This window comes from Terrisporobacter othiniensis (assembly GCF_000808015.1).
GTDB lineage: Bacteria > Bacillota > Clostridia > Peptostreptococcales > Peptostreptococcaceae > Terrisporobacter > Terrisporobacter muris.
The window spans coordinates 84,945-99,911 of record NZ_JWHR01000079.1 but is presented as its reverse complement, the minus strand read 5'-3'; the positions used below and the strand labels follow the sequence as shown (position 1 = coordinate 99,911).

Below are 14,967 nucleotides of genomic sequence, written 5' to 3'. Positions count from 1 at the left end.
AACATATACACATATATGTCATTTTTCTGGGTCTTGCCTGCATTACCAGTCACAATCCATTTTATTCTTATAAAATTTTTGTTAAATGTAATAATAAATAGACTTTTTCACTTTTATCTAATTTATATTTAAATTCTTTTTCAATATATTTATCTAGTTTTTGTAAATACTCTTCATTTTTATAATTATTTCCTATCAAATAATCATACATTTCTATCATCTTATCATCTTGTAAAGCTTCTTTTTTGAAAATTCTTTGTGCCAGAAACTTTAAATGAGTCATAAAACGTAATGTAGTTAAATTTGATTCATCTAATTCTATTCCATAACACTCTTTTATTAGATCAATACTACCTTTTACAAATTTTAAAGTATCATATGCTAAATTATCGTTTGATTGCATATTAACAAAATGTAGAGCAATATAACCTGCTTCATCTCCAGGCAAGCGGATATGACATATTTCCTGTATAATGTCTAAAGCTTTTAATCCTAATTCAAATTCTTTTGAGTACATCATCTTTATGTCAGAAAGCATTAAGTTAGGTAAAAATATGCCATTCTTTGTTCTCTCAATTGCAAAGCTAATATGCTCAATTAAAGATAATATACCTTTATTGCTAAACTTACCTTCACTCCCTGGAATAAGACCTACAATTTTTTCTGATGCCTCCATAACATCTGAATCAACATTCTTCAACATCTCTAAAAATTTTGTCTGCATATCATCTTGAACATAGTAAATTTTTTCTATCTTTTCTTCACTAACTTTATCACCTGGACGTTTATTAAAACCTATCCCTAATCCGATTAAAATAGCATCTTTTCCATCATGAGTTACTGTTGATAATGCATTATTGTTAAAGATCTTTACTGCTATCATATTAAACTCATTCCTCCCTAAGTTATTTCAAAACTTCAATAACAGTGTCTTGTCCTGCGATTACTTCACCCTCTGCGATACAATTTATATTTGAAAATTCACTATGGTTTAATACAATCATCATAGTTGTACTATCTATTCCTTTAGAAATTATTTTTTCTCTATCAAAACTTATTATTGGGTCTCCTTGCTTCACAATACTTCCTTGAGACACTTCATTTTTAAATCCATCTCCATTTAAACTAACTGTATCTATACCTATATGGACCAATATCTCAACTCCATCATCCGATACAATCCCAAATGCATGCTTTGATTCTGGAAGTACTGTTATTTTACCATTGCAAGGAGCTACTACAATATTGCTATTAGGAATAATTGCTACTCCATCTCCCATTAGTTTTTGTGAAAATGTAGCATCATTAACTTTCTCAATATTAATACTTTTTCCACTTACAGCTGCACAAATTTTATAATTTTTATTTTTCTTAAAAAAACTTAACACAATATTTCCTCCTTATTGATACAAGGATCTCCTTATCAATACAAAAAGGCATGAATCCTTAGAATAAAATAATACTCAAGAACTCATGCCTAATTTAATAGTTACACGTTTTCAATTATAAATACATTATAAAACGTTTTCAATTTTTTTTCAATATTTTTTTCTATTTTTGTATATTTTTGACTACATGTGCCGAATTTCAATTATAGAATTAATATAATTTTTAAAATTGCTTACTTCTATATTGAATCTCTCTCTGTTTAATAATTAGTATTTTATAAAAATTTAAAAATAAGGGGCCTCTTTAAATCTACAGCTTTTTTAGGACATAATTCATGACAACAAAAACATCTTATGCAATTATCTAAATTTATATTAGGACCATTTTCCTTCATATCTATAACCTTAGGAGGACAAACCCTACTACAAACTCCACAGTTTACGCATTTTCTATAATTTATTACTGGTTTACCTGCTAGTTTTTTATTTATAAAAATTTCTAAACTTCTAGGCACTTTCCCTCTTAGGAAACTAATACTTTTATTTGAAGGTATTTTAAAATCTTTAATTACTTTATCTTCAACTTTTTCTCCTAGCACGCAAATATCAGAAAAGTCTTTTTGAATTAAACTTCTTTCAACACATCTCTGTACTGTAGGAACTTTAATTGGTTCTAAATTTATAAGTTTACAGGCAACAACATCTATAGCATAGGGGCTAGAAGATGCTAATAATATACCTATTTTTCTAGGTACTCCTGCCGTTGGTCCTTCTCCTTCCATCCCCACTACACCATCCATTATAGTAAGAGTTGGTGATACAAAATCACATATATCAACTAAGGCTTCTGTAAAGTCCTTAACTTCTGGCATTTTAAAATGATATTCAGCTTTTTTTACCCCAGGAATTACCCCAAATAAATTTTTAACCCCTCCTGTAAAAGTTGCCATTGCATGTGTTTTTAATTTGCAAATATTTATAACATGATCTACTTCCACAATGGGTTTTATCACTGTCATATATTTCAGTATCTTACCCTTTGGATTTTCCACTTTCACCTCTGATATATCATAGTTTAGTTCCATACTAAGTTCTTCACATAATTTTTCTATTCCACAAGTTTTGTACACACCTTTTAGAGATGCTTTTGTATAAGGCCCTCCAGGGCTATCTCCAACTATTACTTTACATCCTAACTCTAAAAGTTGCTCTGCTATTACTTTTAAAATCATAGGATGAGTAGTTGCCATTTCCTTGGGCAATTTTTTAGCGACAAGGTTCAACTTTATAAACACAGTGCTATTTTTCTTTATGTATTTTTCAATTCCTCCCAAATCATGTAGCAATTTTTCCACTTGTATTTTTACTTCTTCATATTCATAACTATCACAACTTCTTAGTGATACTTCTTTCATTTTTAATCTCCTTTTATAATATAATCCCATTGTTATGCATTAGTTTAATTATAGCATTGTGTAATTTACATATATCTTTATATATTCTAATTATATTTTAATTTGTAGTTACTTTTCTCTATCACATTAACTTTTTTCTTAGTTTGTATATAATCAATTATCACTTCACTTATATCTAAGTTAATTTCTTTTACAACTTCTGCACCTTCATAACTTGGATATATTGCTGTGTTTGTAGCACGATAATTATTCATTACTATAGTGTAGTATTTCTCTAAATCAATATCTACATTATCTTTTTTTATAGACACAACTCTATTTCCAAATTCTCTATTTAAATCTATCTCATAGGTCATTCCACCAAAAGTATCGTAATTATAATGTTGTACTTTAGGTTTTAAAAATGAAACATTTACTTTTACTTCTCCATTTTCAACTACAAAATAAGTAGCACTCTTTTCCATAGCCTCTTTGATTTTTTTTCCCTTTACTTTAAGAACCTTTAAAGTATTTGGATAAGGATAATTAATTAACACATCTCTAATTGATACAATTTTTTTAAATCCAATTGTACTATCAAATATAGATAGTTCCGAGAAATCAGCTCCTGATTTCTCAAGTTGAACTTGGTGCAAAAAGTTTATAAATGGATGACCTTTAAGTCTTATTTCAAATAAATCATCTACTAATATATCCTTGTCAAATTCACCTATTTCTTGATCTAGATAAACTTGCAATTTACCTTCTTCTTCCTCAAATATATTTAAAAGATTTTTATCTATTTCTATTTTTAAATCCTTAACTTCAACCAATTTATATTCTATTTTTTTACTTTCAGTATCTATTACTATCTTTGTGAAGTTTTGTCCATTATTTAAAGGCTGTGAGCAAATTACATTATTTATTTTTGTTATAAATGATCGATGTTGATGTCCACTTAAAATCATATCTATGGAATCAAACTTCTCTAGAAGTTCACTTCCTTGATTTTCTTTTGTTAGTGCCTCTGTTGGTGTCATATTATCTTCTATACTTTTTTCAAATCCACCATGATAACAAACTATTATGAAATCACAATTTGCTTTTAGCTCTTGCTCATATTTTCCATATGCTTCTACTGGATCATTAAACGTTAAATCTTTTATATTGCACTCTTGCTCCCAATTAGGTATAAAACCAGTTGTTAGCCCCATGCATCCAACTTTAAATCCATTGTAATCAAATATTTTATATGGTTTTGTTTCAAATGCTAAACCTTCTATATTTGCATTTATAACTTTATCACTTACAGGTGCATATGATTTATTTAAATAATCTAAACCATAGTTAAATTCATGGTTACCTAATACATAAATATCATATTTTATATTTTCCATTCCTTCAATAATAGGATTTTTCTTTACAGCATGTTTATATAAATAATGAGTAAGAGCAGAGCCTTGAACTAAGTCACCACAATCTATTTTTAAAGATGCATCATAGTTTACTTCATCTTCTTTTATATAGCTTCCTATTTTTAAAATTCCAAGAGGCTGTTCTTTTACGTAATTTGTAGGGTATACATACCCATGTAAATCACTAGTTTGATAAATAACAAGTCTCATATTCTATTCCCAAATTCCCATTAAAGTTGATTTAAATTCTTCTAATTTTGTTTTAATATCCACATTAGTATTTGCTAATATTGACTCTAGTACTGTATTAGATTCACGGAATGCACTATCCATACCTTTTACAACTGGGTTTGTAAATAAATTCTTAGTTGCATCTGCTAATATAGGTGCTATTAATGTTCCTGAATTTTTATATTCATCTGATTCTATAGCACTTTTTCTAACAGGTATATATCCAGTTGCTTTTGCCCACTCTATTTGATTTTCTTTTGTTGTTAAGAATTGTAGAAGTTTATATGCTGCTGTTTTTTGTTCTGCTGTAGCACTAGAAAATACAAATAAGTCTGTACCTTGTTGCATAACATATTTTGCTGGATATGGTGCAGCACCTATCTCAAATTTATCCCCAACACCTTGTTTAACAAAAGCTTCACCTGCATTTGAACCTACATATAAAGCTATAGTTTCATTTCCAAAAGGACCTGATAAATATTTATCTGTTCCTGCAATTCTAAAATATCCATCCTTTACACCATCTAGATAGTAATTTACAGCTTTTTTAGATGCTTCACTAGTCGGATCTAATTTAGAATCAAATGTTACATCTTCATTTTTTAAATAAGTTGTATAGTAGTTACTTAATGAATCAAATCCACCACCAACAATATTTGCTTTTTCTTTCACTTCTTTAGAAGCTTTAGCAAATTCCTCATATGTTGTTGGAACTGCTATGTTATGCTTATCTAATAAAGTTTTGTTATACCATAAAACTTCTGTTGATTTATTAAATGGCATTCCATAGATTTTACCATCTATTGTAGATGCTTGTCTAAACCCTTCTAATATATCATCATAATTATCAAATTTAAGTGTTTTATTTTCTATATATGGTTTTAAATCTACTACTAAATTTTCATCCATAGCATTTAAAAGCCAGTCTGGATAAGCTTGTGTAATAGTTGGCAAATCTTTTGGACTTGCAGTTGTTGCAGTTATTTTTTGTTGCAAGTCTGGATAGCTAGATTGATTTTGTAGAGTTACTGTAATATTAGAATTTTCTTTTGTAAATTTATCAACTAATTTTTTTAAAGCTGTTTCTTGTTCTCCATTCATAGCATGCCAAAAAGTTATTTCTACAGGATTTTTTAGTTCTGTAACTATTTCTTCAGTAGTTTGCTCAGTTTGTTTTTTATTTGAACATCCTACTAGTAATATTACTGATAGTGCTATTGATACTAAAGTTTTAAATTTCATTACCCTTGTGCCTCCTTTAAATAGTCTGTTTTTTCTTAGGTAATAATCTTTCTCCATGCTCATTATAAAGCTTCTCTGGTTTATATGAGTGGATTGGTACTAATAACTTAGGTTTAATTAAGTTTATTATCTTTATCAAATCCTTAGGATGAGCATGTCCACTACATGATGCTATTACAAATTCAATATTTTTTTCTTTGAATCTTTCAACAAACGGTTCATAACTAGGGTCAAAAGGTCCTAATGGTGTTGCATTAGAGTGGATATATACTCCATTCTGTTTTAACTTATCAAATTGATTAAGAGCAAGTATATCTAATTGCCACATATATTTACTCTCGTCTTCTAAAAGATCTTCAAATTTAATTTCGTATTTAGGATTTAATCCATAGTCCTTATCATCTAGTTTGTAGTAATAAGATTCATATCCACTAGCTTCTTTTAGCACATATGAATAATATGCATCCAAAACAACCTTTCTTGAATTTGTTTTTATTATATTTAAGATTCTTTCTATATTTGAAATATAATAATTAAAAGTTATCTGTTTATTAGTGTTGCTATTTACTACTTCATTTATTCTTTTTATTAATTCATTTTCATTACATATTTCATCATCTTCATCTTCAAAATCTTTAAATGAAACTGTAACTCCTTCAATTAAAAGCACATCACAGTTTTCACTTTCTTTACAAAACTGAAGTGTATCTTTTTCTCTATATCCATGTAACCTTATATCTCCTGTATAAGAAATTACTAAATCTGGTGTCTTTATTAATAGTCCACAAGCACCATATGCATCATGATCCACAGGCATTACTTTTACTTTAATTTTGCCTACTTCTATTTCTTCATTTTCTTTTACTCCTATCATATGACGAGTGTTATTGTCTTTCTTTTTATCAAAAGGAAATAAAAAATCATTATTTATATTTAAAGTATTGAGCAAAGATTTTGTTCCTTCTAATGTATATAAAGGTATCTCAGGATTTAAATAATTAATAATTTTTGAATGATCTAGATGCATATGAGATAAAAATACTGCTGTATTTTTAAACTTTTCTTCTCTTGATTCATATCCTTTTAATAAAATTTCTGGGTCAAATATATTGTCTATATATGGAACTAACTTTTCATCTAATAGTTCTTGCAAGTTTGATGGCTGAAACTCAGCACTTGGATTGTATTCACTCCCAAAATCAAAAAATATATGACTGTCTTCATATACTATTTCTATAATAGTTCCACCAATAGTTAATATTCCATTGTGAAATGTTATTTTTGTTTTTTTATCCTTTAATACCACTGCTAGCAACTCCTTTAATTATTTCTTTTCTAAATATTAAATATATGATTAGTATTGGTACGATGGCTATTGTTGATGCTGCCATTTGTAGTTGCACGTTGGTTCCACTTTCTGTTGCAAATGCACTAAGTCCATTACTAAGTAGTCTCATCTCTTTGCTATTAGTAACTAATATTGGCCATAAAAATGAATTCCATCCACCTATAAAACTTAGTATTCCCATAGTAAATAATGATGGTTTTATTAATGGAACTAGTATTCTTGTGATAAATTCCAAATCACCACATCCATCTACTTTTGCTGCCTTATAATAAGATATTGGAATACTAGATATATATCCTCTTAAGTAGAATATATAAAATACACTTGCAAGAGATGGTACTATTAAAGCTGTATAAGTGTCTAATAGTCCCATTTGTGCTATAGTCTGATAATTAGTAAATACTGTAACTTCATAAGGAATCATTAATAAAGTAACCATTACTGCTGATAATATATTTTTAAATCTAAACTCTAATTTAACTAAGGCAAAGGCCGCTAAAACAGAAGTCACTAAAGTTCCTAGTGTCGATAATCCTGACACAAAAATTGTATTGAAGAAGTATCTAACAAAAGGAGCTTGCTTCATTGCTTCTGAGAAGTTTTGCCAATTAAGAGACTTTGGAATAAGCGTTGGTGGTATACTAGTGGCCTCTTGAAAAGTCATTAAGCTCGATAAAATCATATATACAAATGGAAATAATGTTATTACAGCCATTATAAAAATAAATACTTTTGCTAACGCCGAATTAAATTGTTTCATATTCTCACCTACTTAGATAATTTTTTCATTACATAATTTTGTATTAAGGTAAATAGCAATATAAGCAAGAATAATATAACTGCTGCAGCCATTCCTTGACCATAACGATATTCCACATAGAATTTATTAAAAATATAAAATACTGCTGTAGTAGCACTATCTGCTATACCTGCTTTTCCATTGAATATGGCAAATACCTGAGAATATACCTTAAATGCATTTATAAAGTTAACCATTAATAAAAATGTAAGTATAGGTATCATCTGAGGTAGTGTTATTCTAAAAAACTGTTCTGACTTAGTAGCTCCAAACATATCAGCAACTTTATAGTAATTTTTATCAACATTTCTTAGTCCAGAAAGAAGTATTATTATGTTGAATGCCAAACCTTGCCAAATACCAAAAATAATTAGTGTTAACATGCTCATTTTAGGATCATCTAGAAAGTTAATTGGCCCTACATTTATAAAGCCTAATATATAGTTCACAAAACCATAATCTTTGTTTAATAAGAACCTAAATACTATACCTACAGCTATAATACTTGTTAAGTAAGGTATAAAGAATATGGTTTCAAAAATATCTTTGTATTTAATTTTTTCAATTATTGTAAGAGCTATTGCCATGGCGATAATTACACCAACTGGTACAACAATAAATGAGTATAGTGTAGTATTAATTATTGCCTTATGAAATTTGGGGTCTGCTAATACAACTTGATAATTTTTTATACCATTGAAGACTAAATTATTTAAAGTTCCCTTTTCAAAAGAAATAATAAAAGTCTTAATCAGTGGATACACGTGAAATATGACTATTATAATTAAAGCTGGCAATAAATATAACCATGCTTGTGGTGCATTCTCAGCACTATACTTCATCTTTTTCATTAGTAAACCCTCTTTCCATCTTCTTGAAATATATAAATACTGTCATAGTCTATATCAAATCCAACTTCATCTCCTTCTTTCACATGCTCACAAATGTCTGTAATTGATTTTGAATTTTTGTTATTAATCTTAAAATTTAAAATGCAGTCTTTTCCTATTAACTCTACAGATTCTACTTTTGTTTTAAATAGTGGATTTTTACTTAACATAAAATATTCTGCTCGTATACCTACTACATATTTTTCTTCAGTAAATTCTTGTTTTATTCTATCTTTCTTAAGTAAATTAGTATCAATAGAAAAATCCTCTCCAACTAAAACATTCCCTTCTTTATTCATCTCAAAAATATTTATAATTGGATTCCCCATAAATTTTGCCACAAATAAATTTGCTGGCTCTAAATATAGATTCTGAGGTATATCAAATTGTTGGACTACACCTTGGTTCATCAATACGATTCTATCGCTTATAGATAAAGCCTCCTCTTGATCATGAGTTACAAAAATAGTAGTAATTCCTATTTCCTTTACTAATCGTCTAATTTCTTCTCTGATTTTTAGTCTAAGTCTAGCATCTAGGTTACTTAAAGGCTCATCAAGAAGTAAAATCTTAGGACTTTGAACTAAGGCTCTTGTAATGGCAACACGCTGTTGTTGACCTCCAGACATTTCTCCTGGCTTTTTATTGGCCAATTCTTCTATACTAGTTATTTTCATGTATTCCTGAGCTATTTTCATGGCTTCTTCTTTTGACTTTTTTTTCTTTCCCACTGTTAAGGGAAACATGACATTTTCCAAAACTGTCATGTGAGGATATAAGGCATAATTTTGAAATACCAAACCTATATTACGGTCTTTAGGGTGCTTATTTATAACTGATTCATTATTAAATCTAATATCACCACTAGTAGGATCTAATAATCCTGATAATAAATTTAGTATTGTAGTTTTTCCACATCCACTAGGACCCAATAAACAAACTAATTCACCCTCATTTATTTCAAGATTTATACTTTTTAATGCTTCATATCCATTATCATAAACTTTTTTCAATTCTTTAATATGTATCATGTTTTTCACCTCTCATAAAGATATTATTTCTTGAAGTGGTGAAACTTATTATAAAAAATAAAAATTACTATTAAATCAAAAGAGCAACTACTTTAGATAGCTCTCTATAGCTAAAGTAGTTGCTCTTTTATTTTGTTTCTAATATTTAATTTTATAGTTACTTTCATCTATAACATTAACTTTTTTCTTATTTTGAATATAATTTATTATAACTTCACTTATGTCTAAATTAATTTCTCCTACAGTTTCTGCACCTTCATAGCTTGGATATATCGCCGTATTTGTAGCACGATAATTATTCATTACTACTGTATAGTATTTTTCTAAATCAATGTCCACATTATCTTTTTTCATAGAAACTATTCTATCACCAAATTCTCTATTTAAATCTACTTCATAAGTCATTCCACCAAAAGTATCATAGTTATAGTGTTGAACTTTAGGCTCTAAGAAAGAAATATTTACTCCTACTTCATCATTTTCTACAACAAAGTAAGTTGCACTTTTTTCCATTGCTTCTTTTATTTTTTCACCTTTTACTTTTAGTACTTTTAAAGTATTTGGATAAGGATAATTTACTAATACATCTCTAATAGATACAACCTTTTTGAATCCTATTGTACTATCAAACATAGATAGGGCAGAGAAATCAGCTTGTCCAGCATCAAGATGAACTTCATGTAAGAAGTTTACAAATGGATGACCTTTAAGTCTTGCTTCAAATAAATCTTCCACTAATATATCTTTTTCAAATTCGCCTATTTCTTGATCTAAATAAACTTGTAGTTTACTTTCCACATTTTCAAATATACTTTGTAAGTTTTCATCGATTTTCACATCTAAATCTTTAACTTCTACTAGTTCATATTCTACTTCTTTAGTTTCTGTATCTAGTACTATCTTTGTAAAGTTTTGACCATTATTTAATGGTTGAGAACAAAGCACTCCATTTATTTTAGTTATAAATGATCTATGCTGATGTCCACTTAAAACCATATCTATTGAATCAAACTTTTCTAAAAGTTCACTTCCTTGATTTTCCTTTGTTAAAGCTTCTGTTGGAGTAGTATTATCCTCTAAACTTTTTTCAAATCCACCATGATAACAAACTATTATAAAATCACATTGATTTTTTAACTCTTTTTCATATTTTGCGTACATTTCCACAGGATTATTAAATTTTAATCCTTTTATATTACATTCTTGCTCCCAGTTAGGAATAAATGATGTTGTAAATCCTATGCATCCAACTTTAAATCCATCTAAGTCAAATATTTTATAAGGCTTTGTTTCAAATTGTAATCCTTCTATATTTGCATTTATTACTTTATTACTTATAGGTGAATATGATTTATTAAGATAATCTAAACCATAGTTAAACTCATGATTCCCTAATACATAAGCATCATAGTTTATATTTTCTAGCCCTTCAATAATTGGATTAGTCTTCATATCATGTTTTGATAAATAGTGTGTCATTGCTGAACCTTGTACTAAATCTCCACAATCTATTTTTAAAGATTTATCATAATTTAACTCATCCTTTTTTATAAAGCTTCCTATTTTTAAAATTCCTAAAGGTTGTTCTTTTACATAGTTTGTAGGATATACATATCCATGTAAATCACTTGTTTGATAAATAACTAGTTTCATATTTTTCTCCTTTTTATAAAAAATTCGCTTTGATTATATCTCCACAACTTGTTCCGCTATACTTTAAGTAGCTGGAATTTGCAATTTATATATAAACTAAATAAATTATAAATTCCAACTATATAAAATAAAGAAGATGTCTTAAAATTTAAGACATCCCCTTGTAAAATTACATCTAACTTAAAAATACTTATTCGTATATTCCTGTTAAAGTATTTTTATATGCTTCTAATTTAGATTTAACATCTGATTTAACATCTGATAATATATCTTCCATTACAACTTTTGATTCATTGTAAGCACTATCAACACCTGCAGCAACTTCGTTTATGAATAAGTTTTTAGATGTTGCTTCTTTTAATACAGATGCTACTAAACTTCCTGAGTTTTTGTATTCATCTGATTCTATAGCACTCTTAGTAGCTGGTATATATCCAGTTTCAATTCCCCAAGTTATTTGGTTTTCTGTTGCAGATAAGAACTTTAAGTATTCAAATGCAGCTGTTTTTTGTTCAGCTGAAGCATTATTGAATACATATAAATCAGTTCCTTGTTGCATAGCTGATTCAGCTGGATAAGCAGCAACACCTACTTCAAACTTATCACCTACACCTTGCTTAACAAATGATTCACCAGCATTTGATCCTACATACATACCAAGTGTTTCATTAGCAAATGGTCCTGATAAGTACATATCTGTACCAGCTATTCTGAAGTAACCTTCTTTTATTCCCTCTAAGTAGTAGTTAGCAGCTTCAACTGATTCTTTACCAGTTACATCTGTATCTTTATTGAAATCTACACCTTTATTTTTTAAGTAAGTAGTGTAGAAGTTGTTTAATGAGTCAAATCCAGCACCAACTATACCTTTTTTCTCAGTTATAGTTTTTGATACTTCTGCAAATTCTTCAAAAGTAGTCGGAACTTTTAATCCTAATTCTTCAAATAATGTTTTATTATACCATATAACTTCTGTTGATTTATTGAAAGGCATTCCATATATTTTGCCATCTATTTCACTAGCAGTTCTGAATCCTTCTAATATATCTTCGTAATTTTTATCACCTATAGTTTCATTTTCTATGTAAGGTTTTAAGTCAACAAGTAAATCATCTTGCATTGCATTTATCATCCAGTGAGGATATGCTTGAGTTAATGTTGGTAAGTCCTTTGGACTTGCAGTTGTTGCAGTTATTTTTTGTTGTAACTCTGGGTAACTTGATTGATTTTGTAAAGTTACTGTTATGTTTTTATTTTCTTCCATGAACTTATCAGTTAGTTTTTGTAGAGTTTTTTCTAAATCTCCGTTCATTGCATGCCAGAATGTTATTTCAACTGGCTCTTTAATTTCTGTTACAATCTCTTCAGATGAAGCATCTTTACTGTTGCCACATCCAGTCATTAGTCCAGTCGTCAGGACTGCTGCTAATGCTAATGATGCAAATTTCTTGAATTTCATTATTAAATCCTCCAAAATTATATAGTTTGTTTCTTTTCTGGTAATAGTACATCGCCAGACTTATTGTAAAGTCTTTCTGGATGATACGAGTGAATTGGAACTAATAGTTTAGGCTTAATTAAGTCTATTATTTCAATCAAATCAAATGGATGAGCATGTCCAGTACATGACGCTAATTTAAATTCGATATTGTTATCTTCGAATCTTTTTATAAATGGTGCATATGCTGGGTCAAAATCTCCAAGTGGTGTTGCATTTGAATGAACATAAATTCCACCCTCTTTTAATCTATCAAATTGTTCAATGGCAAGTGTATCTAATTGCCAGAAATAGCTACTTTCATCTTGTAGAAGTGTTTCAAACTCTACTTCGAAGTCTTTGTCTAGTCCATAATCTTTATCATCTAATTGATAATAGTGTGATTGATATCCTGTTGCATGTTTTAATACATAAGAATAATATGCATCTAATACTACAGTTCTTGGATTAGTTTTTATTATATTCAATATTCTTTCTATATTAGATATATAGTAGTTAAATGTTATTTGTTTATTAGGATTTTCTTTTACAATGTTATTTATCTTTTCTATTAATGCCATCTCATTATCATCTGCTGGCACATGTGCATCTTCATTTAACTCTTGGAAAGAAACTGTAACACCTTCTATTAATAAGACATCACAATTTTCACTTTCTTTACAGAAGTTTAAAGTTGCATCTTTTCTATATCCATGAAGTCTTATATCCCCTGTATAAGATATAACTAAATCTGGAGTTTCTATTAATAATCCACTTGCACCATATGCATCATGGTCAACTGGCATTACTTTTACTTTTATATCTCCAACTTTAATTATTTCATTTTCTTTGACACCATTTATGTCTCTAACATTAGACTCTCCTGCTTTATGAAGTGGGAATAAGAAATCATTATTTATGTTTAAAGTATTTAATAAAGATTTTGTTCCTTCTAACATATATAGAGGTACTGCAGGATTTAAATAGTTAACTATTTTTGAATGATCTAAATGAACATGTGATAAGAATACTGCTGTATTTTTAAATTTATCTTCTTTAGATTCATATCCTTTTAAAGGTATACTTGGATCAAACATATTGTCTAAGTATGGTACAAGATTCATATCTAATAAATCTTGTAAATCTTTTGGTTGTTTTGGATCTGATGGATTATACTCACTACCAAAATCGAAGAATATATGACTATCTTCATATGCTATTTCTATAATTGTTCCCCCAATAGTTAATATCCCATTGTGGAATGTTATTTTTGTCTTTTTATCCTTTAACGCCACTCTTTACAACTCCTCTTATAATTTGTTTTCTAAATATTAAGTATAAAATTAATATAGGCACTATAGCTATTGTTGAAGCCGCCATTTGTAAGTGTACATTTGTACCACTTTCTGTAGCAAAAGCACTAAGTCCATTACTTAATAATCTCATTTCTTTACTATTTGTCACAAGTATAGGCCATAAGAATGAGTTCCATCCGTTTATGAAACTTAATATACCCATTGTAAATAATGAAGGTTTAGCAAGAGGTATTAATATTCTTCTTATAAATTCTAAATCTCCACATCCATCAACTTTTGCCGCTTTGTAGTATGAAAGAGGTATAGATGTAAGATAATTTTTTAAGTAGAATATATAGAATATACTTGCTAATGATGGAAGTATTAAGGCTGTATAAGTATCTAATAATCCCATATTTGCTATTGTTTGATAGTTAGTAAATACAGTAACTTCATATGGTACCATTAGAAGTGCTGCCATTCCCATTACTAATAAGTCTTTATATTTAAACTCTAATTTAACTAACGCAAAGCTGGCTAATACTGAAGTTATTAATGTTCCTACTGTTGATAATCCAGCAACTATTATAGTATTGAAGAAATATCTAACAAAAGGTGCCTGCTCCATTGCCAATTTAAAGTTTTCCCACTTAAACTCTTTTGGTATAAGTGTTGGTGGTATACTTGTTACCTCTTGGAATGACATTAAACTTGATAATATCATATATATAAAAGGAAACAGTGTTATTAAGGCCATTATGCCTATAAATGTTTTTGATATAAATAAATTAACCTTTTTCATTT

13 protein-coding genes are annotated in these 14,967 nt (G+C 28.5%); all 13 read right to left on the bottom strand.

Features of this window, described 5'->3' with window-relative positions; translation table 11 throughout:
• Positions 1-67: 67 nt before the first annotated feature.
• Positions 68-883: a PRD domain-containing protein gene (locus tag QX51_RS09075; protein WP_039679587.1), complete on the bottom strand. Its 816-nt coding sequence runs from the start codon at positions 881-883 to the stop codon at positions 68-70.
• A gap of 22 nt (positions 884-905) precedes the next feature.
• Complete coding sequence (locus QX51_RS09070) at positions 906-1,388, bottom strand: PTS sugar transporter subunit IIA (protein ID WP_039679586.1); 483 nt, start codon at positions 1,386-1,388, stop codon at positions 906-908.
• Positions 1,389-1,663: 275 nt separating this feature from the next.
• Complete coding sequence (locus QX51_RS09065) at positions 1,664-2,803, bottom strand: DUF362 domain-containing protein (protein ID WP_039679585.1); 1,140 nt, start codon at positions 2,801-2,803, stop codon at positions 1,664-1,666.
• Between the two features lie 86 nt (positions 2,804-2,889).
• On the bottom strand, positions 2,890-4,407 hold the full coding sequence (locus QX51_RS09060; protein ID WP_039679584.1) for a bifunctional metallophosphatase/5'-nucleotidase: 1,518 nt from the start codon (positions 4,405-4,407) through the stop codon (positions 2,890-2,892).
• A 3-nt stretch (positions 4,408-4,410) separates the two neighbouring features.
• Entirely contained in the window at positions 4,411-5,670 is a 1,260-nt protein-coding gene (locus QX51_RS09055; RefSeq protein WP_039679583.1) for an ABC transporter substrate-binding protein, read from the bottom strand.
• Positions 5,671-5,686: 16 nt separating this feature from the next.
• Positions 5,687-6,976: an MBL fold metallo-hydrolase gene (locus tag QX51_RS09050; protein ID WP_039679582.1), complete on the bottom strand. Its 1,290-nt coding sequence runs from the start codon at positions 6,974-6,976 to the stop codon at positions 5,687-5,689.
• Positions 6,960-7,778, bottom strand: coding sequence for a carbohydrate ABC transporter permease (locus QX51_RS09045; RefSeq protein WP_039679581.1), 819 nt, complete (start codon positions 7,776-7,778; stop codon positions 6,960-6,962). The genes QX51_RS09050 and QX51_RS09045 overlap by 17 nt, the downstream gene beginning before the upstream one ends.
• Positions 7,779-7,786: 8 nt before the next feature.
• Positions 7,787-8,668 (bottom strand): carbohydrate ABC transporter permease, encoded by an 882-nt coding sequence (locus tag QX51_RS09040; RefSeq protein ID WP_039679580.1) that lies wholly within the window; start codon positions 8,666-8,668, stop codon positions 7,787-7,789.
• Positions 8,668-9,738, bottom strand: coding sequence for an ABC transporter ATP-binding protein (locus tag QX51_RS09035; protein WP_039679579.1), 1,071 nt, complete (start codon positions 9,736-9,738; stop codon positions 8,668-8,670). Before QX51_RS09035 ends, QX51_RS09040 begins: the two co-directional genes overlap by 1 nt.
• A 138-nt stretch (positions 9,739-9,876) precedes the next feature.
• Positions 9,877-11,391, bottom strand: a complete 1,515-nt coding sequence (locus QX51_RS09030; protein WP_039679578.1) for a bifunctional metallophosphatase/5'-nucleotidase — start codon at positions 11,389-11,391, stop codon at positions 9,877-9,879.
• Between the two features lie 190 nt (positions 11,392-11,581).
• Positions 11,582-12,850: an ABC transporter substrate-binding protein gene (locus QX51_RS09025; RefSeq protein WP_039679577.1), complete on the bottom strand. Its 1,269-nt coding sequence runs from the start codon at positions 12,848-12,850 to the stop codon at positions 11,582-11,584.
• Positions 12,851-12,867: 17 nt separating this feature from the next.
• Entirely contained in the window at positions 12,868-14,163 is a 1,296-nt protein-coding gene (locus QX51_RS09020; protein WP_039679576.1) for an MBL fold metallo-hydrolase, read from the bottom strand.
• Complete coding sequence (locus tag QX51_RS09015) at positions 14,147-14,965, bottom strand: carbohydrate ABC transporter permease (RefSeq protein WP_039679575.1); 819 nt, start codon at positions 14,963-14,965, stop codon at positions 14,147-14,149. Before QX51_RS09015 ends, QX51_RS09020 begins: the two co-directional genes overlap by 17 nt.
• Positions 14,966-14,967 lie beyond the last annotated feature (2 nt).

What these genes read in the sequence shown, in the direction of transcription:
- QX51_RS09060 (WP_039679584.1), bottom strand. Translation starts at nt 4,407, where the DNA reads ATGAGACTTGTTATTTATCAAACTAGTGATTTACATGGGTATGTATAC.
- QX51_RS09015 (WP_039679575.1), bottom strand. Translation starts at nt 14,965, where the DNA reads ATGAAAAAGGTTAATTTATTTATATCAAAAACATTTATAGGCATAATG.
- QX51_RS09055 (WP_039679583.1), bottom strand. Translation starts at nt 5,670, where the DNA reads ATGAAATTTAAAACTTTAGTATCAATAGCACTATCAGTAATATTACTA.
- QX51_RS09045 (WP_039679581.1), bottom strand. Translation starts at nt 7,778, where the DNA reads ATGAAACAATTTAATTCGGCGTTAGCAAAAGTATTTATTTTTATAATG.
- QX51_RS09030 (WP_039679578.1), bottom strand. Translation starts at nt 11,391, where the DNA reads ATGAAACTAGTTATTTATCAAACAAGTGATTTACATGGATATGTATAT.
- QX51_RS09025 (WP_039679577.1), bottom strand. Translation starts at nt 12,850, where the DNA reads ATGAAATTCAAGAAATTTGCATCATTAGCATTAGCAGCAGTCCTGACG.
- QX51_RS09065 (WP_039679585.1), bottom strand. Translation starts at nt 2,803, where the DNA reads ATGAAAGAAGTATCACTAAGAAGTTGTGATAGTTATGAATATGAAGAA.
- QX51_RS09075 (WP_039679587.1), bottom strand. Translation starts at nt 883, where the DNA reads ATGATAGCAGTAAAGATCTTTAACAATAATGCATTATCAACAGTAACT.
- QX51_RS09040 (WP_039679580.1), bottom strand. Translation starts at nt 8,668, where the DNA reads ATGAAAAAGATGAAGTATAGTGCTGAGAATGCACCACAAGCATGGTTA.
- QX51_RS09035 (WP_039679579.1), bottom strand. Translation starts at nt 9,738, where the DNA reads ATGATACATATTAAAGAATTGAAAAAAGTTTATGATAATGGATATGAA.